Source organism: Saccharopolyspora sp. NPDC045839 (assembly GCF_056431645.1).
Genome location: NZ_JBWKKH010000039.1, coordinates 39386 through 63393 on the forward strand (window position 1 = coordinate 39386; position 24008 = coordinate 63393).

The following is a 24008-nucleotide window of genomic DNA, read 5'->3' on the forward strand; positions in this document are numbered from 1 at the left end:
CGACCCGGACGCCGGCGCGAAGGCAGTGGGCCGCTCCGACCGCCCGACGGTGGCCGATGGTGGCCGACGGCGCAGCGATCCTGGATGTGCCGGGGAACCTCGATCTCGCCCCTGGAACTCGTGCCGATGAGATGTTGACCTCGCGTTAACTAGAACTCTTAGCGTGCTCTCGATCGACCGAATGCGAGAGAGGGCACGTCCATGACCAGCAACATCGACAGCCGGCCCGCGGTGACCGTGATCGGCCTGGGCGAGATGGGGCGCGCGCTCGCCGGCGCGTTCCTGACCGCCGGGCACTCGACCACGGTGTGGAACCGCACGAGCGGGAAGGCAGGCGGCCTGGTGGCCGAGGGCGCGCAGCAGGCGGCCACTGTTCGCGACGCGGTCGCGGCCAGCCCGCTCGTGGTCGTCAGCGTGAAGGGCAACGATGCCGCGCGCGAGCTCCTGGAATCGGCAGGTGAATCGCTCGCCGGGCGCACCGTGCTCAACCTGACCGACGGCACCTCCGCGGAGGCCGCGGCCGTCGCCGAATGGGCCACCGCCGCGGGCGCGGATTACCTGCACGGACAGATCATGACGATCGCTCCGGGCATCGGGCATCCGGAGGCCGTGGTGTTCCTCGGCGGCTCCGGAACCGCGTACGAGCGCTACCGCGCCACGCTCGAACTCATCGGCGGCCGCAGCAGCCTGATCTCCGCCGACGCCGGCGCCCCCGCCCTGTACGGAATGGCGGTGCACGGCACGATGTGGGGCGCGCTCAACGGATTCCTGCACGCGGCAGCGCTGCTGTCGAGCGAAGGCATTCCGGTGGCTCGCTTCGTCGATCAGGCAGGCCCGTCCCTCTCGGCGATGCTCGGCCTACTGCCGTCGCTCGCCGGGGAGGTCGATCGCGGCGAGTACGCGGCGGAGTTCGGTGCGCTGCAACACCACCTGCCGTCGGCGGAAGACCTGGTCCGGGAAAGCCGGGCTCGCGGCATCGACGACGAGTTCCCCGGTTACACGCTCGAACTGATTTCCAAGGCGGTCGGCGCGGGACACGCCAACGACAACTACTCCCGGCTGGTGGAGCACTTCCGGAAGCGGTAGGAGCGGACGCCCGCCCAGTCGCACCGCTGATGCCATGACCACCTACTGAGGACCGTAGGCGCGCAGGAACACCTCGACGCCGGAGGCGACGATGGCGTTCAGCTCGTCCTCGTCGATCGGTTGCGCGCCCATGAAGGTCAGGCTCTGCACCTCCCCGGCGACCAGGAGCACGAAGTGCACCGCCGCCCGCTGCGGGTCGTCGATCTCCAGCATTCCCCTGTCGGCCAGCTCCGCCAGCCGCCTGGCCAGATCGGCTTGCACCTGCCGCGGGCCGGTTTCCTGCCACTGCGCCAGCGCCTCCGCCGGGATGTGCCCGACGTCGGCGTTGATCTGCCGCACCAGGGAGAAGTGCGAGCCGAACTCGGGCATCACGGCAGTGAAGGCGCGCCCTAGGCCGATCAGGTCCGACCGCAGGTCGACGATCTTGCCGAGGTGCCGGTCGAGGTCGGCCAGCTGCGCGTCCCGGACCGCCGCCGCGCTCTCCAGGATGACCTCGCGGAACAGCTCGCCCTTGTCCGCGAAGTGGTTGTAGATGGTGCGGGTCGACACCTCGGCCGCCTTGGCGATCGTGTCGATGCTGGCGCGCGCGTAGCCGTCCCGGCCGAACACCTCACGGGCCCCGTCGATGATCGCCCGGCGCTTCTCCGAGCCGCGACGCGAGACGTTTTCCCTGCTCATCAATGCCCTTTCCAACCGAAATACAACGATCGTTGCATTAAATGCATTACATATTGTACTTTACCACTGCGTCGCTTCCGGAGCCCACCGGAACGCCGATCCACGAGGAGCGAAAGATGTCCGCACTGCGCCTGGCCGTGATCATCGGGACCAACCGCGAGGGCCGCTTCGGCCCGACCGTCGGCAACTGGTTCACCCGGCAGGCCCGGGAGTTCGGCGGCCTCGACGTCGACGTCATCGACCTGGCCGAGATCGACCTGCCCGCCACCCTCGACTTCGGCGCCCAGCCCGTCGTCGAGCTGGCCGGGCGGCTGGCCGCCGCCGACGCCTACGTCGTCGTGACCCCCGAGTACAACCACAGCTTCCCGGCCGTGCTGAAGCACGCCATCGACCTCTACCGCGAGGAATGGCAGGCGAAGCCGGTCGGTTTCGCCTCCTACGGCGGGATGGGCGGCGGCCTGCGCGCCGTCGAGCAGCTGCGGCTGGTCTTCGCCGAACTGCACGCCACGACCGTCCGCGACACGGTCAGCTTCCACAACGCCTGGGAGCGCTTCGACGAGACCGGCACCCCGATCGACGAGGGCTGCAACGAGGCCGCCAAGGGCATGCTCGGCCAGCTCACCTGGTGGGCGCGCGCCCTGCGCTCCGCCCGCGCCACCGAACCGTACGCCGCATGATCCCCCGGAGCTCTCCCGTGCAGAACAAGCTCACCCTGGCGGTCGTGCTGCTGGGCTACCTGGTCCTACCGATGTCGATGTCCGGCACGACCGTGGCGCTGCCCCAGATCGGCGCCTCGCTCGACGCCTCCGGCGGCGCCCTGCAGTGGGTGGTGACCGGCTACTTCCTCACGGCCTCGTCGTTCATGCTCGTCGCCGGCTCGACCGGGGACCTGTTCGGCAGGCGCCGGATCTACCGGGTCGGTGCCGCGATCTACGCGCTCGGCAGCCTGGCCGCCGCGCTCACGCAGGACATCCTGGTGCTGGACGTGGCCCGCACGCTCACCGGCGTCGGGGCAGCGGGCGTGATGGCGGGCGGCGGCGCGATCCTCGCGGCCACGTTCACCGGGACCGAGCGGACCAGGGCGTTCGCCGCGATGGGCACGACCGCGGGCCTGGGCATGGCGATCGGCCCGACGCTGGCGGGCTGGCTGGTCGGCGCGCTCGGCTGGCGCGCGACGTTCGGCACCTTCGCGGCCGCCGGAATGCTCCTGCTGGCAGGCACTTTCGCGATGGCCGAGTCGCGGGCCGAACGGCGCCCGCGGGTGGACTGGGGCGGCGCGGTGACCTTCATCCTCGGGCTCGCCTCGGTGATGTTCGCGATCACCCAGAGCTCGCGGGCCGGCTGGACGAGCCCGCTGGTGCTGGGCCTGCTCGCCGCGGGCGCTGCACTGCTGGCGCTGTTCGCGGCCGTCCAACGGCGCAGCGCACATCCGGTGCTGGACCTGACCCTGCTGCGCAACCGGCGGTTCGTCGGCTGGCTCACCTCGGGCGTCGTGATGGTGCTGGGCTTCGGCGGGATGATGTCCTACCTGCCCACGTTCCTGCAGGGCGCGAACGGGATGTCGGCGCGGGACGCCGGGCTGATCATGCTGATGTCGACGGCGCCGACGCTGTTCATGCCGCTGCTCGGCGGTCGGCTGGTCAACCGGGGTGTCTCGCCGCGCGCGCTGATCACCGCCGGGCTGCTGCTGATCGCGGCGGGCAACGCCTGGCTGACCGTGCTGCACCTCGGGATCGGCGCGGGCGCGCTGCTCGGCCCGCTGCTGACGGTCGGCGTCGGGATCGGCCTGGCCACCGGTCTCATCGACGCGCAGGCGATGAACCAGGTCGCCCAGTCCCGGACCGGCATGGCGGCGGGCCTGCTGAACACGATCCGCGGCGGCTCCCAGACGCTGGTGCTCGCGCTGTTCGGTTCGGTGCTGATCAGCCTGCTGACCAGCCGCGTCGGCGACCAGGCCGGGAAGGTGGCGACCGGTGAGCTGGCCGCCGCGCAGCACGACTTCCTGGCCGCCCAGCTGAGCGACTCCTGGCAGGTCCTGCTCTGGGCGATCGCGGCGGTGACGGCGCTCGGCGCCCTGGCGGTCGCGGCCCTGCTCGCCCCGGCCCGCGAACCAGCCCGGCACGCGGTCCCGCAAGCCGGCTGACCGTTCCTCGCGGCGTGCGGGTGATCGGCGCGGACGTTAGATTGCGGCGCGAAACCGGCATTCGAGGGAGCAGCCACGATGACCAGCCCGGATTCCCCGCGGATCACGACGTTCCTGATGTTCGAGGGCAAGGCGGAGGAGGCGATGAACTTCTACACCTCGCTGTTCGAGGACGGCGAGATCCTCGACATCACCCGCTACGGCGCCGATGGTCCGGGCGACGAGGGAACCGTGCAGCTCGCCACGTTCACGATCCTCGGCCAGCAGTTCATGTGCATCGACAGCCACGTGTCGCACGCCTTCACCTTCACGCCGTCGATGTCGCTGTTCGTCAACTGCCGCACGGAAGCCGAGCTCGACGGCGCTTACGCGGCGCTCGTCGAGGGCGGCGCAGCGCTGATGCCGCTGGGCTCCTACGGCTTCAGCCCCAAGTTCGGCTGGGTCAACGACCGCTTCGGCGTCTCCTGGCAGCTGAACCTCCCCGGCTGACGGCCCGGGATCACCGCTGGAGCGCGCAATGGAAAACTATTGCGGGAGAAGCCGTTCTAGCGGATGGGATGCTTATGACGATCGTCGGCAGCGAGCGCGTCAGCCGGACCGAAGAGGCGTTGGCCGTGCTGCGGCCGGACGTGCGCGAGTTGACCGCGAGCGTTGATGCCGCGGTGCTGCGCCCGGCCGGCGAATCCGTGCTCAGCCACGCCGATCGGGCCCGGATCGCGTTGCGCGTCGCGCTGGTCAACGAACACCAGGAGTACGCGGACGAGCTGGCCGCACAGCTCGATTCGCTGGCCGGGGACGGCGCCGCCGAGGTGGTCCTCGACGTCGAGCGCTGGCCCGAACTTCCGGAGGCGCTGCAGGCGTTGCTCGCGCACTGCGAGCAGGTTGCGCTGGACCCGGCCGATGCGGGATTCGACGAGATCACCGCGCTGCGGGAGCACGGGTTCAGCTCCGCGCAGGTGGTGGTCGCGGCGCAGATCGTCGCGTACGTCAGCTACCGGGTCCGGTTGCTGCTCGGGTTGTCGCTCGTCGAGGAGGCCGGGGACGGGCCGGTTCCCGACGGCCCGGTGAACACCATCGAGACCGGGGCCACCGCCGACGGCTGCGAGCTCCCCGCCCCCGCCGACGCGTTCCGGGCGCTGCGCTGGGTTCCGTGGGTCGATCAGGCGGATGCGCCGGAGGAATCCGCCGGGGCGCAGTGGTCTCCGTTCTACCTGACGCTGCGGCACGATCCGGAGTTGCTGGCGGAGCGCACCGCGCTGCACAACGCGATCATGAGCGGCTCCGGCGCGCTCGACCCGGCCGACCGCGAGCTGGCCGCGCTCGCCACGTCGCTGATCACCGGCTGCGAGTACTGCGCCGGGGTGCACGGCCGCCGCCAGGTGCAGTTGTCGGGCGACCAGATCACCGCCGTGGCGCTGGCGGAGGCGGGCCCGGCGGCGGTGGCGGATCCGCGCCGGCGCGCCATCGTCGACACCGCGGGTGCCCTCGCCCCCACCCCGGCGGCGCTGTCCGCCGCCGACATCCGCCGCCTGCACGCCGTCGGCCTCAGCGCCGACGACGTCCGCGACCTCGTCGCGGTCTCGGCGATGTTCACCTGGGACAACCGGCTTTTGATGACCCTGGGCAACGCCGCAGGCTGATGCCCGCAGTCCGATGTCCGCAGTCCGATGTCCCTGAGTCCGATGTCCCTGAGTCCGATGTCCCGCAGTTTCAATTGAAACTGCACACCCTCCGGCGTGTCGGGTGCACGACACGCCGGAGGCTGTGGACAACTTCCGCAATTTCCATTGAAATCGAAGGTTCGATTTCCATTGAAATTGCGGGAAAACCGGGATCCGGGCCGGTCATCTCGGGGCGATCGGCGGGGTTCGGGTTCGCAGGGGTGGTGGCGGAGACTCGTGGCGTCGGACTTCGACCCGGGTCAGTTGGCCCGTGCAGCCCTGGGCCAGGCTCGAGGTTCCGATGTCCCGCGTCACCGCGTTCGGGTTGCCGTGGATGCAGGTCGCGACCTCGGGCGCGCTCGGATCGAACCAGGCGCCGGTCGAGAGCTGGACCACGCCGGGCCGCACGGCGTCGCTGATCACCACCGCCGCGAGGGCGCTGCCCGTCGCGCCCACGACCCGCGCGATGTCCCCTGTGGACAGTCCTCGCGCCGCCGCGTCGGCGGGGTGGATGCGCATCGGTTCCCGGTCGTGGACCTTGGAATCCGCGCTCGTCGCGCCGTGGTCGAGCTGGCTGTGCAGGCGGGTCGCCGGGTTGTTCGCGACCAGGAACAGCGGGAACTCGCCCGATCCCGGCGGGACCTGCAGCTCCTCCGGGACCAGCCAGGCCGGGTGGCCGGGGCAGTCGGCGTAGCCGAAGGAGTCGATGCGCTGCGAGAACAACTCGATCCGCCCGCTCGGCGTCGGCAGCGGGTTCCCGGCCGGGTCGGCGCGGAACCGGTCGTAGAGGACCTGGTCGTCCGGCTCTCCCGGCAGGTCCAGCCGGCCGTTCTCCCAGAACTGCGCGAAGTCCAGGCCCGGATCGAAGTTCTGCCGCCACTGCTCGTACAGGTGCTCCAGCCAGGCCCGCTCGTCGCGGCCCTCGGTGAACTCCTGCGCCAGCCCGAGCTCCTCGGCCAGCGCGGCGAAGATCTCGAAGTCCGACCGTGCCTCCCCGAGCGGCGGAACCACCTGGCGCATGGCGACCAGCACGCGATCCTCCCTGGCGCAGCCCAGGTCGTTGCGCTCCAGCGTGGTCGTGGCCGGGAACACGATGTCGGCGTGCCGCGCCGTCGCCGTCCAGAACGGGTCGTGCACGATGACCGCCTCGGGGCGGTTGAACGCCTCGGCGAGCCGCGTCAGGTCCTGGTGGTGGTGGAACGGGTTCCCGCCGGCCCAGTACACCAGCCTGATGTCCGGGTACGTGCGCCGCTCGCCGTTGTACTCGTACTCCTGCCCCGGGTTCAGCAGCATGCCCGCGATGCGCGCGACCGGGATGAACTGGCGCACGGGGTTCACGCCCTGCGGCAACGTCGGCAACCGGTGCGGCAGCGGGCGCACCCCGATGCCTGCCACCGAGCCGTAACCGTGGCCGAATCCCCCGCCGGGCAGGCCGATCTGGCCGAGCACGCACGCCAGCGCGATGCCCGCCCACAGCGGCTGCTCGCCGTGGCGGGCGCGCTGCAGCGACCAGCTCAGCGTCACCATCGTCCGCCGCGTCGCCATGGACTCGGCGAGCCCGACGATCATCGCCGCGTCGATGCCGCAGATCTCCTCTGCCCACTGTGGACTCTTCGCGGTGCCGTCCGCTGCGCCGGAGAGGTACTTCCAGAACTCCTCGAAGCCCTCGCAGTGCGTGCGGAGGAATTCCTCGGCTTGCCAACCGCGTTCGATCAGCACGTGGCACAGCGCCAGCATCAGCGCGGTGTCGGTGCCGGGCACCGGCGCCAGCCACTCGGCGTCGAGCTCCGCGGCTAGGTCGTCGCGCAGCGGGCTGATCAGCGTGAACCGCGCGCCGCGCGCCCTTGCCCGGCGCAGGTGCCCGGCAACCGAATGCCTGCTGATGCCGCCCGAGTTGACCTGCGAGTTCTTCGCCGGAATGCCGCCGAAGCAGACGAAGTGCTCGGTGTGCTCGGCCAGCACCGGCCACGCCGTAGGGCGGTCGATCGGGTCTTCGTTGCCGACGACGTGCCGCAGCAGCGGCGTGGCGGCGCCCAGGCTGTAGGAGTTCACCGAGCGGGTGTAGCCGCCGATGACGTTCAGGAACCGGTGGATCTGGCTCTGCGCGTGGTGGAACCGGCCCGCGCTGCCCCAGCCGTAGGAGCCGCCGTAGATCGCCTCGTTGCCGTGGGTGCGGCGGACCCGGTCCAGCGCGCCCGCCGCGAGCTCGACCGCCTCGGCCCAGCTGACCTGCACGTACTCGTCCTGGCCGCGCACGCCCCGGCCTTCCAGCCAGCCCTTCCGCACGTGCGGCGCGAGCACGCGCACCCGCTCGTCGAGCGCTGCGGGCACGTTGCGCAGCAGCGGAGCCGGGTCCGGGTCGCCGGGATCGGCGATGACGTCCAGTCCGTCCGGCGTGCCGGCCGCGGTGAACAGTCCCCAGTGCGAGCTCTGCTGCCGATGCATGGTCACCTCAGCATCGTCGCAAATCACCTGCCCCAACCGAAGCCCTGCGGCCGGGTTCAGCGGAGGAGACGGGCGGCGCCGACCTCGCGGACGTGGACCACGAGGTCGAGCCATTCGGCCAGGGACCCGCCGGAAAGGTGGTAGGAGGCGTCGTCGGCGGGGTCGTAGTCCGGGCCGATCAGCCGCGTCCGCGCCGGGGCGTCGAGCCAGGCGCGCACGTCCGCCGGGGCGTCGGCGTGCAGGTCGAGCACGTAGGCGTCCGGCCCGGCGGCGAGCACGGCCTCCGCGAAGTCCGCGGGCGGTGCGGGCACCTCGTGGCCCTCGTGGAAGGTCAATCCGACGGGGACGAATCCGGCGCCGAAGCGTTCACGCAGGTAGCTGCCCGCGTTGCGGTGGGTCAGCGCCCCCGGCGACACCGTGCGCGCCGCACCGTCGACGAGGTGCGCGAGGCCGCCCCAGTAGACGATCTTGTGCCCGGTGCGCTCGTGCCAGCGGATGGTGTTCTCGGCCAGTCCGCGCTCGATGTCCGCGAGATCCCCCCACGGCCCGACCTCCGGGTCCGCCAGGGCGAACCGCACCTGGTCGTCGGGGTGCCGCTCGTTGTGACCGCGGATCCACCGCACGGCATCGAGGACTTCCTCCGTGCGCAGGAAGGACCGGGCGCCGGCCAGCACCTCGCGCGGATCTCCCCGCCCCGTCCGCACGTAGGCGTCGAGCTCGGCGCTCGCGACGTCGTCGCCTTCCAGCAACAGCGACCGGAACCCCAGTTCCTCCACCAAGAACCGGAGCAGGCGGTGCGCGGCGGTCGCCAGCTCGTGAGTTCCCCGGTACGACGCGCCGAGCGCCACGACCGTGGCGTCGCGCAGCCGGTCCCGGAGCGGCCGCAGGTCCTCGTGCGGTGCGCGGGGGTCCAGCGAGGTGAGCCGCACCGCCTGGCTGTTGATCCACTGCTCTGTTCGTTCCATGATCCGAACGTAAAATCTCGACCAAAGTGGAGGTCAACACGGCCGGACGCGGACTGTGCAAGTGGCACTCTCCTACCGTCCGTACTGTGCATTAAGCCCACTGACGGCGAGCTGACCTGGGCTTACGGTTACCGGCTAACACCGGCGCCCATCCGAAGGAGCTCGCCATGGCCTCATCCGTCGGGGTCGACGACTACGCGCTGACCCGGGTTCCCGCCGGCGCCCGTTACTCCTGGTGGTCCGTCGCGGTGCAGCGGTTCGGCCAGGTGTCCGCGCTCAGCCAGTTCCTGCTCGGCGCCACCCTCGGCTTCGGGATGACCTTCTGGAACGCCTTCCTCGCGCTGACGCTCGGCGCGGTGATCCTGGAGATCGTCGCGATCTTCGTCGGCATCATCGGCGCCCGCGAGGGCCTGTCCACCTCGATGCTGGCCCGCTGGACCGGTTTCGGCCGCGCCGGGTCCGCGCTGATCGGCCTGGCCATCGCGATCAGCCTGATCGGCTGGTTCGGCATCCAGTCCGCCGTGTCCGCCAAGGGCCTGGTTGCGCTGGTCGGCGGACTGCCGGAATGGGGCTGGGCGCTGGTGTTCGGGCTGATCGTCACCGCGGTCGTGCTGCGTGGGTTCGGCTCGATGGCCTGGGTCGCCTACGTGACCGTGCCGGCCTTCCTGGTTCTGGTCGGCTGGTCGATCGGCGTCGAGCTCCTCCAGCACGACGTCGGCGCGCTGATGGCCTCCGCCCCGCCCGGCCCGCAGCTGTCGCTGCTGGAGGGCACCACGCTGGTGGCGGGCGGTTTCATCACCGGCGCGGTGATCACCCCGGACATGACCCGCTTCAACCGCTCCGTCGGCGACGTGGTCAAGCAGACGCTGGTCGGCATCACCCTCGGCGAGTACGTGATCGGGCTGGCCGGGGTGCTGCTCGCGCACGCCGTGCGGTCCGCCGACATCACCACCATCGTCACCTCCTCGGTCGGCTGGGTCGGCATCCTGGTGGTCGTCGCAGGCACCGTGAAGATCAACGACTGGAACCTGTACTCGTCCGGGCTGGGCCTGGTGAACTTCGTCGGCACGGTCTTCGGCAAGAAGCTCAACCGCGGCGTCGCGACCGCCGTGTTCGGCCTGATCGGCAGCGTGCTGGCGGCCGTCGGCATCCTCGACCAGTTCACCGGTTTCCTGACCGTGCTCGGTGTGGTGTTCCCGCCGATCGGCGGGATCATGGTCGCCGAGTACTTCATCGTGCGGCGCTGGCGTGGGGAGCTGGAGGCGTCGCGGGCGCTGGGCGAGATCCCGGCCTCCGCGCCGAACTGGGTGCCCGCGACGCTGGTCGTCTGGCTGGTCTCCTCGCTGGTCGGCGGGTTCGTCGAGATCGGCCTGCCGAGCATCAACTCGCTCGTGCTCGCGTTCGTGCTCTACGTCGTCGCCGGGAAGCTCGGCCTCGTCCGCGGCGTCGGCAGCACCCGTACCACCGCCGAGGTCGCGAGCGCTGACGCCGGTTAGAACCGGACTCGGCGCTCACGACACCAACCCAGACAAGGAGTTCCGACTTGCGCATCGGCATTGACGTCGGCGGCACCAACACCGACGCCGTCCTGCTGGACGACACCTTGGTGCTCGCCGCGGTGAAGATGAGCACCACCACCGATGTCACCTCCGGGATCGTCGCGGCCATCGACGGCCTGCAGCGACAGCACGCGTTCGACCCGGCCGGGGTGCGGGCGGTGATGATCGGCACCACGCACTTCATCAACGCGCTCGTCGAGGCCCGCCGCCTCGCCCCGACCGCCGCAGTGCGGCTCAGCCTGCCCGCAGGGGCGTCGCTGCCGCCGATGGTGGACTGGCCGCAGCGGCTGGTGGACGCCGTTTCCGGGCGCAGCTACCTGTGCCACGGCGGACACGAATTCGACGGCAGGCACATCGCCGAGCTCGACGAGGCCGAGCTGCGCAAGGCCATCGACGACATGGGCCGCAACGGCATCCGCAGCGTCGCGATCACCTCGGTGTTCTCGCCCGTCAACCACGAATTCGAGCAGCGCGCGGCGGAGCTCATCGCCGCGGAGCTGCCGGACGTGGCGATCTCGCTGTCCCACGAGATCGGCCGGATCGGTCTGCTGGAGCGGGAGAACGCCACCGTCATCAACGCCGCGCTGCGCGAGCTCGCGGCCAACATCGTCGACGGCCTGGCGTCGTCGGTGACCGGCGCGGGCATCACCGCCCCGCTCTACCTGAGCCAGAACGACGGCACCCTGATGGACGTCGACTTCGCCCGTCGCTACCCGGTGGCGACGTTCGCCTCCGGCCCGACGAACTCGATGCGCGGCGCCGCCGTGCTCTCCGGCCTGGACACCTGCGCGGTGGTCGACGTCGGCGGCACCACCAGCGACGTCGGCGTGCTCAACCAGGGCTTCCCCCGCGAGGCGACCACGGCGGTCAGCGTCGCCGGGATCCGCACCAACTTCCGGATGCCGGACGTGCTGTCGATCGGCATCGGCGGCGGCAGCCTGGTGCGCGGCGAGCCGTCGGCGGTGACCGTCGGGCCCGAGTCGGTGGGCTACCGGCTGACCTCGAAGGCGCTGGTGTTCGGCGGCGACACGCTGACCGCGACGGACATCGCGGTGGCGGCCGGGCGCGCCGAGATCGGCGACCCGGAGCTGGTCAAGCACCTGGACCGCGATCTGGTGCGGGCCGCGCTGGAGCGCATCGCGGCGGACAACGCCGACGCGGTCGAGCGGATGCGGACCTCGGCGGAGCCGCTGCCGGTGGTCGCCGTCGGCGGCGGTTCGGTGCTGCTGCCGGACGAGCTCGGCGACGCCGGCGAGGTGCACCGGCCGGAGAACTACGCGGTGGCCAACGCCATCGGGGCCGCGATCGCGCAGATCGGCGGCGAGGTGGACCGGGTGTACGCGATCGAGCCGGGCCGCCGCGAGTCGGTGGTCGACGAGGCCAAGCAGGAGGCGATCGACCGGGCGGTGGCGGCGGGCGCGAGACCGTCCACAGTGGACATCGTGGACTTCGACGAGGTGCCGATCCCGTACCTGCCGGGCAACGCGACCCGGATCCGGGCGAAGGCCGTCGGCGACCTGCAGCTCGGAGGCGGCGATGAGTGACGATCACGCACACTTCACTCATCGAGGCCGACCGGGTGCGGGTGTCCCGCAGAACACAGCGGCGGCGACGAATGACCACCGAACTTCCCGCTCATCGACGCCGACCGGGTGCGGGTGTCCCGCAGAAACACAGGGCCTGAGCATGCGCGAGATCACGCTTTCCGACCTGGACGACATCGCCCGCGGCGCGGCCATCCTGGGCACCGGTGGCGGCGGCGACCCGCACATCGGCCGGCTGCTGGCCGCCGCCTCGGTGCGCGAGCACGGCCCGGTTTCCCTGACGCCGCTGGAAGAAGTGCCTGCCGATGCCGCGGTGCTGCCGGTGGCGATGATGGGCGCGCCGACCGTGATGGTCGAGAAGCTGCCGTCGATCGAGCAGATCGGCCTGGCGGCCCGCACCCTCGCCGACTACCTCGGCCGCGAGCTCACGCACATCGCGTGCGCCGAAGCGGGCGGGGTCAACTCGCTGATCCCGGTCGCCGCCGCCGCGCAGCTGGGCCTGCCGCTGATCGATGGCGACGGCATGGGGCGCGCGTTCCCCGAGATCCAGATGGTGCTGCCGACGCTGTACGGCGTCGAGGCCACCCCGATGGCCATCGCCGATGAGAAGGGCAACCGCGGCGTTCTCGACACGGTGGACAACCACTGGGCCGAGCGGCTGGCGCGCAGCGCCACCATCGACATGGGCTGCTCGGCGATGATCAGCACGTACGCGATGACCGGGCAGCAGGCCCGCGACTCGCTGGTGCCGGGCACCCTGACGCTCTGCGCCGAGCTGGGCCGGCTGGTGCGCACCGCGCAGGCCGAGCACGCCGATCCGGTGGACGCGGTCGTCGCGCGGCTGGGCGGGCGACGGCTGTTCACCGGCAAGGTCGTCGACGTCTCGCGGCGCACCGTCTCGGGCTTCGCGCGCGGCGATGCGCGGCTGACCGGCATGGACGGCGACAGCGGCAGCGAGCTGGTGCTGCGGTTCCAGAACGAGCACCTGGTCGCCGAGCGCGACGGCGCCGTCCTGGCCTCGGTGCCGGACCTGATCTGCACGCTGGACCGGGAGTCCGGCGAGGCCGTCACCACCGAGGCGCTGCGCTTCGGCCAGCGGATCGCGGTCATCGCCGCGCCGGCCGACCCGCGCTGGCACACCCCGGCGGGCCTGGAGCTGGCCGGGCCGCGCTACTTCGGCTACGACATCGACCCGGTGGGGGTCGCGCGGTGAGCTGGCAGCTGACCGAGGAACACCTCGAAGACCTGGCCCGCGGCGCGGCGCTGCTGGGCACCGGTGGCGGCGGCGACCCGTACGTGGGCCGCCTGCTGGTGCAGCAGGCGATCCGCGAGTCCGGGCCGATCACGGTGCTCGATCCGTCCGAAGTGGACGATGATGCGCTGGTGATCCCGACGGCGCAGATGGGCGCGCCCACGGTGGTGCACGAGAAGATCCCCAGCGGCGACGAGCCGGTGTCGGCGCTGCGCGCGCTGGAGTCCTACCTCGGGGCCGAGGCGAGCGCGACCATGCCGATCGAGTGCGGCGGGATCAACTCGATGATCCCGCTGGTGGTGGCCGCGCGAACCGGCCTGCCGGTGGTGGACGCCGACGGCATGGGCCGGGCGTTCCCGGAACTGCAGATGGAGACCTTCGGCGTCTACGGCGTGACGGGGTCGCCGATGGCGGTGGCCGGAGAGCGCGGCGAGACGGCGGTGATCGACGCTGGCGACGACAACGAGCGGATGGAGTGGCTGGCGCGCGGCATCACCATCAGGCTGGGCGGCGTCGCGCACATCGCCGAGTACTCGATGAGCGGCGCGGACGTGAAGCGCACCGCGATCCCGCGCACGCTCACGCTGGCGCACACCGTCGGCAAGGCCATCCGCGAGGCCCGGGAGGGCAACGGCGATCCGATCGCGCACCTCGGCGAGGTCCTGAAGGACACGCTGTACGGGAACCTGCGGGTGCTGTTCCGGGGCAAGGTTTCGGACGTGGAGCGGCGCACCGAGGCGGGGTTCGCCCGCGGGCGCGCGGCGGCGGTGTCCTTCGACGGCGAGCACAAGCTGGAGCTGGAGTTCCAGAACGAGAACCTGGTGGCGCTGGTCGACGGCGAGGTGCGGTGCGTGGTGCCGGACCTGGTGTGCGTGCTGGAATCCGAGCAGGCGGAGCCGATCACCACCGAAACCCTGCGCTACGGCCAGCGGGTCACGGTCATCGGCATCTCCACCCCGGACCTGATGCGAACCCCGGAAGCCCTGGCGGTCTTCGGCCCGGCGGCCTTCGGTCTCCCCTACGACTTCCACCCCGTGGAAGACCTCGTCGACCCCTGATCCGCAGTTTCAATTGAAACTGTTCGAGGCCACCCACGGGTCCAGCGAGGCCTTCGGTGGTGTGCACAGTTTCAATTGAAACTGTGCACACCACCGGTGACCCGCGGGGTGAGTGCCCACCCGGGCTCGGTCTCCGCTGGTGGGGCAGGCTGTGGGGCATGCGCATCGGTCTGCCGGACGTGCCCGCGCTGGAGCGGGGCGTTTCGCTGCTCGGTTCCGGCGGTGGCGGCGACACCGTCACCGGCGCCGCGCTGCTGCGCAACCGGCTCGCCGCCGGTCACCGGGTGGCGCTCACCCCGGTCGGCGAGCTCGGCACCGATGCGCAGGTGGTGCCGGTCGGCGTGGTCGGCGCGACCGCCGTGTTCGCCGAGAAGCTGCCCAGCGGGGCGGAGTTCGGCGCGGCGATCGCCGCGATCGAGCGGTGGACCGGCCGGCGCGCGGACGCGTTGGCCTCGATCGAGGTCGGCGGGCTCAACGGGGTCCTGCCGCTGGTCGTCGGCGGGCAGCTGGGCCTGCCGGTGGTGGACGCCGACCTGTCGGGGCGCGGCCTGCCCCGGCTGAACCAGCTCTCCGTGGCCGCCGCGGGCAAGGGGCTGACGCCCGCGGCGCTGGCCGAGCCCGGCGGCCAGGTGCTGGTGCTCGCCGAGGCGACCGCCGCCGAGCTGGAGCGCACCGCACGCGCCTTCCTCGCCGGTTCCGGCGGCTGGGCGGTTCTCGCGCTCGCCCCGATCTCCGCGCGCGAGCTGCCGTCCTGCACGATTCCCGGCACCATGAGTTCCGCGGTTTCCCTTGGCCGGCAAGCGCTTTCGGTGGGCGAACGATCCGGCGCCGAGGAGCTGGCGGCGGCCACCGGCGGGCGGGTGGTCGGGCTGGGCCGGGTGGTCGAGGTGTCGCGGCGGCCGGGCCCCGGCGAGCACGGCCGGACCGGGTTCGCCCGCGGCAGCGCGACGATCCTGGATCACCGGAGCCGGTCGTTGCTGCGGCTGGAGATGGAGAACGAGTACCTGTTCGCGATGCTCGACGGCGAACCGGTGGCGTCCACACCGGACGTTCTCGCGGTGCTCGATCGCCGCACCGGCGTGCCGATCCCCTGCGACGTCGTCCGCCAAGGCGTCGAGGTCACCGTCCTGCAGCTGCCCGCCGCGGAGTTCTGGACCGATCCGCGGCGCCTGCCGGTGCTGGAGCCGCGCGCCTTCGGCATCGACTGCGACCCGATCCTGCTGGAGGTGCGGCGATGAGCATCAGCGTGCGCCGGCTGCTCGCGCTGCCGGAGTGGCGCGAGTCGGTGGGAGTGCTGGCGGGCGACGTCGAGCGCGTCGTGCGGCTGGCGCGGCCGATGGCGCCCGACCGTCCCGTCGAGCCCGGCGAGCTCGTGGTGTTGGTGCAGCCGATGCCGGCCACCGACTGGCGCATCGACGCCCTGCTCCGCCGGGTCGCCGACGGCGGTGGCGCGGGCGTGCTGCTGCCGGCCGGCGAGCTGCTGGCAACCACCCGGCTGCTCGCCGACCGGCTCGGCATCCCGCTGCTGGCGGCCACCGCATCGCCGCTGGACCTGCTGATCTCCGCCCGGCTCCTGCTGGCGGCTCCCGCGCTCGACCGCGCGGACCTGGTGCTGGCGACCCACGAGGCGCTCGGCTCGCGCATCCGCTCGCCCGAGGAGATCGTCGCGACGTTGAACGGCCTGCTGGACGCGCCGGTCGCGTTGCTCGACGACAGCGGCACGCTGCTCGCCGGAAAACTCCCCCACACCAACGAAGTCCGCGTGCACGAGCCGGTTCCGCAGCGCGTCGAGCTCGATGAGAGCGTGCTGCTCGCGCACCCGGTTCTGCTCGCCGACACGGCTCGACCGACGCTCTGGCTGGCCACCGAGCTGCCCGACGCCAACGCAGCACATGCCGACATCGTGCCGCCTGCTCTGTCGGTCGCCGCCGCGGCGGTGCAGCGCTGGCTGCTCGCCAACCGGCTCGAGCTCGAACGCGACGCCCGGTCCCGGGCCGCGCTGCTGAGCGACCTGCTGCGCCTGGACGACGAGCCGACCGCCGACCTGCGCCGTCGCGCGGCGGACGCGGGCTGGGGGCTCGGCGGCTGGCACGTCGGCATCCGGATCGGCAGCCAATCCACAGTGGACACCGTCGCGCGCGGCCGGGAGGTGGAGCGGGTGCTGCACGCCGAGGGCGTCGACGCGGTGGTGGTCGAGCACGGCGACGGCTGGACCGGCTGGGTCACCTTCGACCAGGAGCCGACGGCCGACCGGGTGCGGGCACTGGCCGCCCAGCTGCGCGCCGCCACCCACGAGCTGCAGCGCACGCTGGACGCGCACATGGGAGTCGGTCGCCCGCACCCGCAGGCGGACGGGCTGGCGACGACGATCGCCGAGGCCACCGACGCCGCGCGGATGGCCAGGACCCGCCCGGAGTCCGGCCGGTTCCTGCACGTCGACCAGCTCGGCATGGCCCAGCTGCTGCTGGAGTGGACCCGCACGGACACCTTCGAACCGGCGGCCCGCGCGCTCGTCGCGCCGCTGCGCGGCCAACCCGGCGACCTGATCCGGACCCTGGCGACCTACCTGGACGCGGAGTCGTCGATCGCGGAGACGGCGGCGGTGCTCGGCGTGCACCGCAACACGGTCGCGGCCCGCATCGAACGGATCGAGCGCCTCCTCGCGGTCGACCTGAGCCACCGCGACGAACGCCTGGCCCTCCACCTGGCCTGCCGCGCGGTCACCCTCGCCGAGGGCTAGGCCCCCGGCTCAGGGCTCGTGAGCACTTCCGGCTGCCGCAGAGGCTGTTCCGGAGGCCGCAGGGCGGTGATTTCGCGCGAAATCGCCACCTGGCAGGCGTGCCGTGCGGTGATTTCGCGCGAAATCACCGCACGGAACAAGTGCCCGGGCCCGCACCGGCCGCGACCGGGCGTCCGGGCCCGCCCCGACGTGACTCGACCGAGAAGGTCTCACCTCAGGTCACCGCGTGTCGGCGCACGCGGGTCGGGGTAGTCGGAGCTTGCGGAACTGGAGGAGGCTCACATGGTTCAAGTCGCAACCGAGCCGGTGATCGTCAAGACCCCCAAGGGCGACCTCGAAGGGGATCTCGTCGTGCCACCGCCTGCTCGGGCGGTGGTTCTTTTCGCGCACGGTTCCGGGAGCTCCCGGCACAGCCCCCGCAACCGGGCGGTAGCGGAGTCGTTGCAGTACTCCGGATTCGGCACCCTGCTGCTGGACCTGCTCACCCCGGAGGAGGCGAAGTTCGACCAGCGGACCCACGAACTGCGCTTCGACATCGAGCTGCTCGCCGAACGGCTGATGCCCGCGATCGACCAGCTCGACGAGTGGTCGGCCACCAGGCGCATGCCGATCGGCCTGTTCGGCGCCAGCACCGGCGCGGCCGCCGCGCTGAAGGCCGCCGCCCGGCGACCGGACCGCGTCGCCGCCGTGGTGTCGCGCGGCGGCCGCCCGGATCTCGGCGGCGAGGGGCTGGCATCGGTGCAGGCGCCGACGCTGCTGATCGTCGGCGGCGACGACCGCGAGGTGCTCAACCTGAACCGGCAGGCGGCCGAGCTGCTCACGTCGCTGCCGCTGACGGACGTCAAGATCGAGATCGTGCCGCACGCCGGTCACCTCTTCGAGGAACCCGGCGCGCTGGACCAGGTCGCGGAGCTGGCCGCGAGCTGGTTCCGCAACTACCTCGGCGCCGGGGTCGAGCGCTGGACCGGCCCGGACGGAGGTCACTGGAAGCCGCCGGAACCCCGCCGACGGCCACCGATCGCGTAGTCCTGCACAACCGAATAAGCGGGGATACCGGTCGTCAAGGGCGCACCGTCGCGGACGCTGCGCGCCGTGGTGACCGCTGCGTGCAGCGCGGCGCGGAACAGCAGCGAGCCCGTGCTGATGCGCTGGACGCCGAGCTCCGCGAGGTGCTCGATGCGTTGTCCCGGCTGGAAGAGGATGTTGATCGGCACGTCGATCGCGTCCCGCAGCGCGCGGATGTCGTCGTCCGCAGCCATGCCCGGCACGAAGACGCCGTCCGCACCAGCGGCGACGTAGCGCTTCGCGCGGTCGATCGTGTCGGCCGGCGACGGTTCGTCACCCAGCCAGTAGGTGTCGGTGCGGGCGTTGAGGAACAGGTCCGGCACTCGCTCCTTCACCGCGCCGATCAGTTCTTGATGACGCCCGGGATCGCCGAGCTCGTCTTCGAGGTTGATCCCGGCGATGCCCGCCGCCGCCAGTTCTGCGGCCAGCTCCGCGACCTCGCCGGGGCCACCGCCGAAGCCCGATTCGATGTCGACGGTGACCGGCCGCGGCAGGTCCGCCAGGCGATGGGCGAGTTCGATCGTCTGCGTGCGCGTGCGGCCCTCGCCGTCCGGCAGGCCGTGGGCGGCGGCAACGCCGAGGCTCGTCGTGCCGATCGCCTCGAAACCGGCCTCGACCAGCGCCGCAGCGGAGGCGAAGTCCCAGGCGTTCGGCAGCAGCAGCGGGGCGTCAGCGTGGTGCAGCGCGTGGAATTCTCGGAACATGCCCGCACCGTAGGACCGGGACGGTTCGGCGGCCGCCGAACCGTGGGTGTTGCAGGATGACCGCATGACGATGGCACGCGATGTCGCGCAACTGGCCGGGCTGCTGGCCGACACGACCCGTGCCGCGTTCTGCCTGGCGATGCTCGACGGCCGGGCCTGGACGGCGACCGAGCTCGCCACGCACGCCGGGGTCGCCGCCTCGACGGCCAGCGAGCACCTGAACCGGCTCGTCGCGGGCGGGCTGCTGGTCGAGCGCCGGCAGGGACGGCACCGGTACGTCCAGCTCGCGAACTCGCAGGCGGCGGACCTGCTGGAGGCGTTCATCGGCCACCTGGGGCCGAGCCGGGAGCAGCCGCGCGGCCTGCGCGCGGTCGGCGCCTCGGCGGCCCTGGCCAGGGGCCGCACCTGCTACGACCACCTGGCCGGCCGGATCGGGGTCGCGATCGCCGACGGCATGACCGCCGCGGGCCTGCTCGACCAGGCCGGCGGATTCGCGATGACCGAGGCGGGCGTGGACTGGCTGACCGGCACCCTCGGCATCCCCGCCGCGGACCTCACCGGCACCCGGCGCCCGCTGGCCCGAGCCTGCCTGGACTGGACGGAGCGCCGCTCCCACCTGGCCGGAGCGGCCGGAGCCCACCTCCTGCGCAGCTTCCTGGACAACGGCTGGATCAAGCGGATCGGCACGGGCCGAGCGGTCCGCCTGACCGATCCGGGCACCGAGGCCCTCCGCGATCTCCTCGCGATCGACGCAACGGCCCAAGGTCTGCTCTGAACGACCACGTCCCCACGCCCCGAGTCCACACTCACGACCTGGAACCTACGTGCACCGACACCGGATCTCCCGCAATTTCCATTGAAATCGAACCTTCGATTTCAATGGAAATTGCGGCCGTACCCCAGACCCCACCGCCCACCAAGGTCAGGTTTCAACTGAAACCGCACCCATGCGGCAGGCGCAGCCGCGCGGCACGAGCCCTGGGGATCAGCGGGGCATGCGGCGCCAGATCGGCTGCGGGACCAGCCGCATCACCGCGAACACCCAGCGCAGGATCGGCGGCACCCACACCACTCGCCGCCCCCGCCGCAGGGCGTTGACCGTCGCATCCGCGACCTGGTCGGGCGTGCTGGACCACGGCGCGGGGCTCATGCCCCGGGTCATCCGGCCGATAACGAACCCCGGCCGCACGATCAGCAACCGCACGCCGCTGCCGACCAGCGCGTCGGACAGCCCGTTGGCGAACCCGTCGAGCCCGGCCTTCGCCGACCCGTAGACGTAGTTCGCGCGCCGCACCCGCACGCCGGCGACCGACGAGAACACGACGATCTCGCCGCTGCCCTGCTCGCGCAGCAGGTTCGCCAGGTGCGTCAGCACGCTGATGTGCGCGACGTAGTCGACGTGCACGATGTCGATCGCGTGCGCCGCGTCGCGCTCGGCCCGCTCCTGGTCGCCGAGCAAGCCGAAGGCGGTCACCGCGACGGCGATCGGCCCGTGCCGGTCGACGATGCCGCGGAGCAGCTCCGCGTGGCTGTCGACGTCCGAGGCGTCGAACTCCACCCGCGCCACGTCGGTGGCCCCGGCCTCGCGGAGCGCGGCCTCCTCGGCGTCCAGGTCCGCCGACCGCCGCGCCGCCAGCACCACGGTGCCGTGCCCGCGCTTGACGAGGCGCTCCGCCACCGCCACACCGATTTCGCTGCGGCCCCCGAGGACCAATACCGCTCCGCTCATCGCCGCAAGTCTGCCATCGGCGACCCCGCCGGCCTCGCACCGGCACGAACGGCCTGCTCGCGCCGCCCATCGAGGCGAGCCCGTCGGTCCCACGACATAAGGTCGGCCCCCGTCGAGAGGAAAACGATGACGGTGCTGAGCCTGCGCGAGCTGAACCGCGCGACCTTGGAGCGGCAACTGCTGCTGCGCCGCTCCGAGCGGTCCGCGGTGGAGGTGATCGACCACCTCGTCGGGATGCAGGCGCAGGCGCCGTTCCCGCCTTACTTCGGCCTGTGGACCCGAATCGCCGGGTTCCGGCCCGACGACCTGACGCAGCGGCTGCTGGACCGCAGCGTGGTCCGCATCGTGCTGATGCGCGGCACCGTCCACCTGGTCTCGGCCGCCGACTGCCTGCTGCTGCGCCCGCTGGTGCAGCCGATCATGGATCGCGGCCTGCGCACGGACAACCAGCACCGGGACGAGATCGCGGAGCTGGACCACGCCGAGCTCGCCGCCGCTGCCCGGGAACTGCTCGACGAGCAGCCCCGGACGGCCGCCCAGCTCGGCCCGCTGCTCGCCGAGCGGTGGCCGGACCGGAAGCCGGCGTCGCTGGCGCACGCGGTCCGCAGCCTGCTGCCGCTGGTGCAGGTCCCGCCGCGCGCGATCTGGGGTCGCAGCGGCCAGCCGACCTACGCGACGGCCGAAACCTGGCTCGGCCGCCCGCTGGCCACGGAGCCCGCGCCGGAAGACGTCCTGCGCCGCTACCTCGCGGCCTTCGGCCCGGCCGCGGTCGCGGACGTGCAGACCTGGTCCGGCCTCACAGGTTTCAAGGCGGTCGCGTCGAAGCTGGATCTGCGCAGCTTCCGCGACGAGAACGGCCGCGAACTGCTCGACCTCCCCGACGCGCCCCGCCCTGATCCCGACGTGCCCAGCCCGCCGCGCTTCCTGCCGCCGTTCGACAACCTGCTGCTCTCGCACAAGGACCGCACCCGCGTCATGCGGGAGGACGACCGCAAGCGCCTGTTCGCCGTCAAGAACGCCGTGCTGCCGGGCACGATCCTGGTCGACGGCTTCCTGCACGGCACCTGGCGGATCGACCGGCGGAAGAACTCCGCGACGCTCCTGGTCGAGCCGTACCGGAAGCTGTCCGAAGAGGACGCCGACGCCATCGAGGCGGAAGGCCGCCGGCTGCTGGAGTTCGCTGAGCCGGATGCCGGCCACGACGTCCGGATCACCGAAGTCGATCAGTAACAGGTGTTTACCTGGCGCATTCGGCGGAATACCCTGCTCTTGATCGTTTCGACCCCGGACCGAGCGGACCCTTCCCCATGGCAACTGCTGACAGGCCGCAGATCGACACCACCAAGCCCAGCATCGCGCGGGTCTACGACGCCTTCGTCGGTGGCAAGGACAACTTCGAGGTGGACCGCCAGGTCCTGCAGCAGATCCAGAAGATCGCCCCCGAGGCGGTGCAGGTCGGCAGGCAGTGCCGGGCGTGGCTGATCCGCGTGGTCCGGTTCCTGTCCGGCCACGCCGGCATCGACCAGTTCCTCGACCTCGGCTCCGGGCTGCCCACCGCGGAGAACACCCACCAGGCGGCGCAGCGGCTCAACGCCGAGGCCCGGGTGGTCTACATCGACAACGACCCGTCGGTCGCGGCGCACGGCCGCGCGCTGCTGGAGGAGAACGACTACACCCACTTCGCGGTCGGCGACCTGCGCAATCCCGCGGAGATCCTGTCCGACCCGGTGGTGACCAAGTACCTGGACCTGAGCCGCCCGGTGGCGCTGATCCAGTGCAACACCCTGCACCACGTCACCAACGACGAGGATCCGCAGGGCATCATGTCGGCCTACGTCGACGCGCTGGCGCCGGGCTCCTACCTCGCGATCTCGCACCTGCACAACCCGGCCGACGGCAGCTCGCGGGCCACACTCGCGACGGAGTCCCAGCTGCGGTTCAACTCGATGATGGGCAGCTGCTACTACCGCAATCGGGACGAGATCCAGGATCTGTTCTGCGGGCTCGAAATGGTCGAGCCGGGCCTGGCGTACCTCTTCGACTGGTGGCCCGACGGCCCGCGCCTCACCGAGCCGACCGACGCCGAGCACAACCTCCTCGGCGGCGTCGCCCGCAAGGCCTGAAGAAGAGCCAGGGGTGTTCCGGGCGGCTGCCCGGAACACCCCCGATCTCGTGCCTGGATCAGCCGGGCTGCCGAGAGGTCCAGTGCCTCATGGCGTGCTCGACCAGCGCGATCAGGGTCCGCTTGGTCGACTCCCGGTCCCGGGCGTCGCACGGCCCGATCGGCACGTCCGGGCCGATCGCCATGGCCTCGCGGACCTGTTCGATCGAGTGCAGCATCTGGCCGTCGAACAGGTTCACGCCGACCAGGTAGGGCAGCCCGCGGTCCTCGAAGAAATCGATCGCCGAGAACGAGTCGGCCAGCCGCCGGGTGTCCACCAGCACGACCGCGCCGATCGCGCCGCGCACCAGGTCGTCCCACATGAACCAGAACCGCTGCTGCCCTGGCGTGCCGAACAGGTACAGGATCAGGTCGGAGGCCAGCGAGATCCGGCCGAAGTCCATCGCCACCGTGGTGGTCGTCTTGTTCGGCGTGGCGCCGAGGTCGTCGACGCCACGACTGGCCTCCGTCATCACCGCCTCGGTGGTCAACGGCACGATCTCCGACACCGACCCGACGAACGTCGTCTTGCCGACCCCGAAACCACCCGCGACGACGATCTTCGCCGACGTCGACGTGGTGCTGCCCTGGTTGACGGCCTGCGGCGGCGCGGAGCCGAGCTGGGGCGCGCTATAGCCGACGGAGTCCACTCAAAACCCTTTCCATCAACACCATGTGTGGTGCGCTACCGCTTTCGCTCACCGTCTGGTGCACGGTGATCAACCCCAGTTCGGCCATGTCGGCCAGGAGCACGCGGGCGACCCCGATCGGCACGGACAACAGCGCCCCCACCTCCGCCACCGACCTGGGGTGCTGGCACAGCTCGGCGATCGACTGGTGCTCCAGCCGAACCGCCGCGCCCGGCTGGTACACGTCCCCCGTGGAGACCAGGGTTTCCAGCTCCAGCTTGTGGTTCGACCTGGTGCGCCCGCCGGTCCAGGTGTAGGAGCGGATGCTGGACGCGGCCGGCGCCTCCGGCTCGACGGGTTCGTCCGGGTACGGCTCCTGCCGGTCGTCGTAATCGCCGTAGTCGCCGTACTGGTCGTCGTACTGGTCCTCGTAATACTCGACGGGCTGTTCCTGCGGCTCGTCGCGCTTGCGCTTCTTGCGCCCGCTGCCGAAGGTGAACCCGTTGACGACGTGGGCGAAGCTGTCGTCTCCCGAGCTGTCCCGTCTTCGGCCCTGCCGTGGATATTCAGAGCGTCTACTCATCGCATC

Annotated in this window: 22 protein-coding genes; 15 read left to right on the forward strand and 7 right to left on the reverse strand. The window is 71.6% G+C overall.

Features of this window, described 5'->3' with window-relative positions; all coding sequences use genetic code 11:
* The first annotated feature begins 201 nt into the window (after positions 1–201).
* Entirely contained in the window at positions 202–1086 is an 885-nt protein-coding gene (locus AC07EQ_RS36645) for an NAD(P)-dependent oxidoreductase (RefSeq protein WP_478392404.1), read from the forward strand.
* Between the two features lie 42 nt (positions 1087–1128).
* On the opposite strand, the gene AC07EQ_RS36650 is transcribed toward AC07EQ_RS36645, so the two are convergent.
* Positions 1129–1764, reverse strand: coding sequence for a TetR/AcrR family transcriptional regulator (locus tag AC07EQ_RS36650; protein WP_478392405.1), 636 nt, complete (start codon positions 1762–1764; stop codon positions 1129–1131).
* A gap of 116 nt (positions 1765–1880) precedes the next feature.
* Between AC07EQ_RS36650 and AC07EQ_RS36655 the strand changes: the two genes are divergently transcribed.
* The 4 genes from AC07EQ_RS36655 (at position 1881) to AC07EQ_RS36670 (ending at position 5547) form a co-directional block, all read left to right on the forward strand.
* Positions 1881–2441, forward strand: coding sequence for an NADPH-dependent FMN reductase (locus AC07EQ_RS36655; RefSeq protein WP_478392406.1), 561 nt, complete (start codon positions 1881–1883; stop codon positions 2439–2441).
* A 17-nt stretch (positions 2442–2458) separates the two neighbouring features.
* The gene (locus tag AC07EQ_RS36660) at positions 2459–3907 is read left to right on the forward strand and encodes an MFS transporter (protein ID WP_478392407.1); all 1449 of its coding nucleotides are present in this window, start codon (positions 2459–2461) and stop codon (positions 3905–3907) included.
* A 78-nt stretch (positions 3908–3985) separates the two neighbouring features.
* On the forward strand, positions 3986–4396 hold the full coding sequence (locus AC07EQ_RS36665; protein WP_478392408.1) for a VOC family protein: 411 nt from the start codon (positions 3986–3988) through the stop codon (positions 4394–4396).
* 74 nt (positions 4397–4470) lie between these two features.
* Positions 4471–5547: a peroxidase-related enzyme gene (locus AC07EQ_RS36670; protein WP_478392409.1), complete on the forward strand. Its 1077-nt coding sequence runs from the start codon at positions 4471–4473 to the stop codon at positions 5545–5547.
* 204 nt (positions 5548–5751) lie between these two features.
* Here AC07EQ_RS36670 and AC07EQ_RS36675 read toward each other — a convergent pair whose 3' ends face one another.
* On the reverse strand, positions 5752–8013 hold the full coding sequence (locus AC07EQ_RS36675; RefSeq protein ID WP_478392441.1) for a molybdopterin-dependent oxidoreductase: 2262 nt from the start codon (positions 8011–8013) through the stop codon (positions 5752–5754).
* A gap of 56 nt (positions 8014–8069) precedes the next feature.
* Positions 8070–8978, reverse strand: a complete 909-nt coding sequence (locus tag AC07EQ_RS36680) for an erythromycin esterase family protein (RefSeq protein WP_478392410.1) — start codon at positions 8976–8978, stop codon at positions 8070–8072.
* 167 nt (positions 8979–9145) lie between these two features.
* Between AC07EQ_RS36680 and AC07EQ_RS36685 the strand changes: the two genes are divergently transcribed.
* The 7 genes from AC07EQ_RS36685 to AC07EQ_RS36715 all read left to right on the forward strand — a co-directional run bounded on the left by AC07EQ_RS36685 (position 9146) and on the right by AC07EQ_RS36715 (position 18157).
* Positions 9146–10474, forward strand: a complete 1329-nt coding sequence (locus tag AC07EQ_RS36685) for a purine-cytosine permease family protein (RefSeq protein WP_478392411.1) — start codon at positions 9146–9148, stop codon at positions 10472–10474.
* A gap of 47 nt (positions 10475–10521) precedes the next feature.
* Positions 10522–12081 (forward strand): hydantoinase/oxoprolinase N-terminal domain-containing protein, encoded by a 1560-nt coding sequence (locus AC07EQ_RS36690; protein WP_478392412.1) that lies wholly within the window; start codon positions 10522–10524, stop codon positions 12079–12081.
* Between the two features lie 142 nt (positions 12082–12223).
* On the forward strand, positions 12224–13294 hold the full coding sequence (locus tag AC07EQ_RS36695; RefSeq protein ID WP_478392413.1) for a DUF917 domain-containing protein: 1071 nt from the start codon (positions 12224–12226) through the stop codon (positions 13292–13294).
* Positions 13291–14391 carry a DUF917 domain-containing protein gene (locus tag AC07EQ_RS36700; protein ID WP_397525965.1) on the forward strand — a complete coding sequence of 367 codons (1101 nt, stop codon included), beginning with the start codon at positions 13291–13293 and terminating at the stop codon, positions 14389–14391. The genes AC07EQ_RS36695 and AC07EQ_RS36700 overlap by 4 nt, the downstream gene beginning before the upstream one ends.
* A gap of 158 nt (positions 14392–14549) precedes the next feature.
* Complete coding sequence (locus tag AC07EQ_RS36705; protein ID WP_478392414.1) at positions 14550–15629, forward strand: DUF917 domain-containing protein; 1080 nt, start codon at positions 14550–14552, stop codon at positions 15627–15629.
* The gene (locus AC07EQ_RS36710; protein ID WP_478392415.1) at positions 15626–17131 is read left to right on the forward strand and encodes a PucR family transcriptional regulator; all 1506 of its coding nucleotides are present in this window, start codon (positions 15626–15628) and stop codon (positions 17129–17131) included. Before AC07EQ_RS36705 ends, AC07EQ_RS36710 begins: the two co-directional genes overlap by 4 nt.
* 282 nt (positions 17132–17413) lie before the next feature.
* Positions 17414–18157 (forward strand): dienelactone hydrolase family protein, encoded by a 744-nt coding sequence (locus AC07EQ_RS36715; RefSeq protein ID WP_478392416.1) that lies wholly within the window; start codon positions 17414–17416, stop codon positions 18155–18157.
* Here the strand turns inward: AC07EQ_RS36715 and AC07EQ_RS36720 are convergent.
* Positions 18112–18900: an isocitrate lyase/PEP mutase family protein gene (locus AC07EQ_RS36720; protein WP_478392417.1), complete on the reverse strand. Its 789-nt coding sequence runs from the start codon at positions 18898–18900 to the stop codon at positions 18112–18114. The two genes, AC07EQ_RS36715 and AC07EQ_RS36720, sit on opposite strands and share 46 nt — an antisense overlap.
* A 64-nt stretch (positions 18901–18964) precedes the next feature.
* Here AC07EQ_RS36720 and AC07EQ_RS36725 point away from each other — a divergent pair, with 64 nt between their 5' ends.
* A complete protein-coding gene (locus AC07EQ_RS36725) occupies positions 18965–19675 on the forward strand; it encodes an ArsR/SmtB family transcription factor (RefSeq protein ID WP_478392418.1) in 711 nt (236 codons plus the stop codon).
* Between the two features lie 210 nt (positions 19676–19885).
* Here AC07EQ_RS36725 and AC07EQ_RS36730 read toward each other — a convergent pair whose 3' ends face one another.
* Positions 19886–20629, reverse strand: a complete 744-nt coding sequence (locus AC07EQ_RS36730) for a decaprenylphospho-beta-D-erythro-pentofuranosid-2-ulose 2-reductase (RefSeq protein ID WP_478392419.1) — start codon at positions 20627–20629, stop codon at positions 19886–19888.
* A 126-nt stretch (positions 20630–20755) separates the two neighbouring features.
* On the opposite strand from AC07EQ_RS36730, the gene AC07EQ_RS36735 reads away from it, so the two are divergent.
* Together AC07EQ_RS36735 and AC07EQ_RS36740 are read left to right on the forward strand one after the other, a co-directional pair.
* On the forward strand, positions 20756–21859 hold the full coding sequence (locus AC07EQ_RS36735) for a winged helix DNA-binding domain-containing protein (protein WP_478392420.1): 1104 nt from the start codon (positions 20756–20758) through the stop codon (positions 21857–21859).
* 77 nt (positions 21860–21936) lie between these two features.
* Complete coding sequence (locus tag AC07EQ_RS36740; protein ID WP_478392421.1) at positions 21937–22752, forward strand: SAM-dependent methyltransferase; 816 nt, start codon at positions 21937–21939, stop codon at positions 22750–22752.
* A 58-nt stretch (positions 22753–22810) separates the two neighbouring features.
* Here the strand turns inward: AC07EQ_RS36740 and AC07EQ_RS36745 are convergent, their stop codons facing one another.
* Together AC07EQ_RS36745 and AC07EQ_RS36750 are read right to left on the reverse strand one after the other, a co-directional pair.
* Positions 22811–23440, reverse strand: coding sequence for a GTP-binding protein (locus AC07EQ_RS36745; RefSeq protein ID WP_132488436.1), 630 nt, complete (start codon positions 23438–23440; stop codon positions 22811–22813).
* Entirely contained in the window at positions 23421–24002 is a 582-nt protein-coding gene (locus AC07EQ_RS36750; protein WP_478392422.1) for a DUF742 domain-containing protein, read from the reverse strand. The genes AC07EQ_RS36745 and AC07EQ_RS36750 overlap by 20 nt, the downstream gene beginning before the upstream one ends.
* Positions 24003–24008: the final 6 nt, after the last annotated feature.

Bases quoted from the DNA above. Each gene is read 5' to 3' on its own strand.
- AC07EQ_RS36650 (WP_478392405.1), bottom strand. From the start codon at position 1,764: ATGAGCAGGGAAAACGTCTCGCGTCGCGGCTCGGAGAAGCGCCGGGCG.
- AC07EQ_RS36665 (WP_478392408.1), top strand. From the start codon at position 3,986: ATGACCAGCCCGGATTCCCCGCGGATCACGACGTTCCTGATGTTCGAG.
- AC07EQ_RS36715 (WP_478392416.1), top strand. From the start codon at position 17,414: ATGGTTCAAGTCGCAACCGAGCCGGTGATCGTCAAGACCCCCAAGGGC.
- AC07EQ_RS36730 (WP_478392419.1), bottom strand. From the start codon at position 20,629: ATGAGCGGAGCGGTATTGGTCCTCGGGGGCCGCAGCGAAATCGGTGTG.
- AC07EQ_RS36740 (WP_478392421.1), top strand. From the start codon at position 21,937: ATGGCAACTGCTGACAGGCCGCAGATCGACACCACCAAGCCCAGCATC.
- AC07EQ_RS36695 (WP_478392413.1), top strand. From the start codon at position 12,224: ATGCGCGAGATCACGCTTTCCGACCTGGACGACATCGCCCGCGGCGCG.
- AC07EQ_RS36670 (WP_478392409.1), top strand. From the start codon at position 4,471: ATGACGATCGTCGGCAGCGAGCGCGTCAGCCGGACCGAAGAGGCGTTG.
- AC07EQ_RS36705 (WP_478392414.1), top strand. From the start codon at position 14,550: ATGCGCATCGGTCTGCCGGACGTGCCCGCGCTGGAGCGGGGCGTTTCG.
- AC07EQ_RS36750 (WP_478392422.1), bottom strand. From the start codon at position 24,002: ATGAGTAGACGCTCTGAATATCCACGGCAGGGCCGAAGACGGGACAGC.
- AC07EQ_RS36725 (WP_478392418.1), top strand. From the start codon at position 18,965: ATGACGATGGCACGCGATGTCGCGCAACTGGCCGGGCTGCTGGCCGAC.
- AC07EQ_RS36720 (WP_478392417.1), bottom strand. From the start codon at position 18,900: ATGTTCCGAGAATTCCACGCGCTGCACCACGCTGACGCCCCGCTGCTG.
- AC07EQ_RS36735 (WP_478392420.1), top strand. From the start codon at position 20,756: ATGACGGTGCTGAGCCTGCGCGAGCTGAACCGCGCGACCTTGGAGCGG.
- AC07EQ_RS36645 (WP_478392404.1), top strand. From the start codon at position 202: ATGACCAGCAACATCGACAGCCGGCCCGCGGTGACCGTGATCGGCCTG.
- AC07EQ_RS36675 (WP_478392441.1), bottom strand. From the start codon at position 8,013: ATGCATCGGCAGCAGAGCTCGCACTGGGGACTGTTCACCGCGGCCGGC.
- AC07EQ_RS36685 (WP_478392411.1), top strand. From the start codon at position 9,146: ATGGCCTCATCCGTCGGGGTCGACGACTACGCGCTGACCCGGGTTCCC.
- AC07EQ_RS36710 (WP_478392415.1), top strand. From the start codon at position 15,626: ATGAGCATCAGCGTGCGCCGGCTGCTCGCGCTGCCGGAGTGGCGCGAG.
- AC07EQ_RS36680 (WP_478392410.1), bottom strand. From the start codon at position 8,978: ATGGAACGAACAGAGCAGTGGATCAACAGCCAGGCGGTGCGGCTCACC.
- AC07EQ_RS36655 (WP_478392406.1), top strand. From the start codon at position 1,881: ATGTCCGCACTGCGCCTGGCCGTGATCATCGGGACCAACCGCGAGGGC.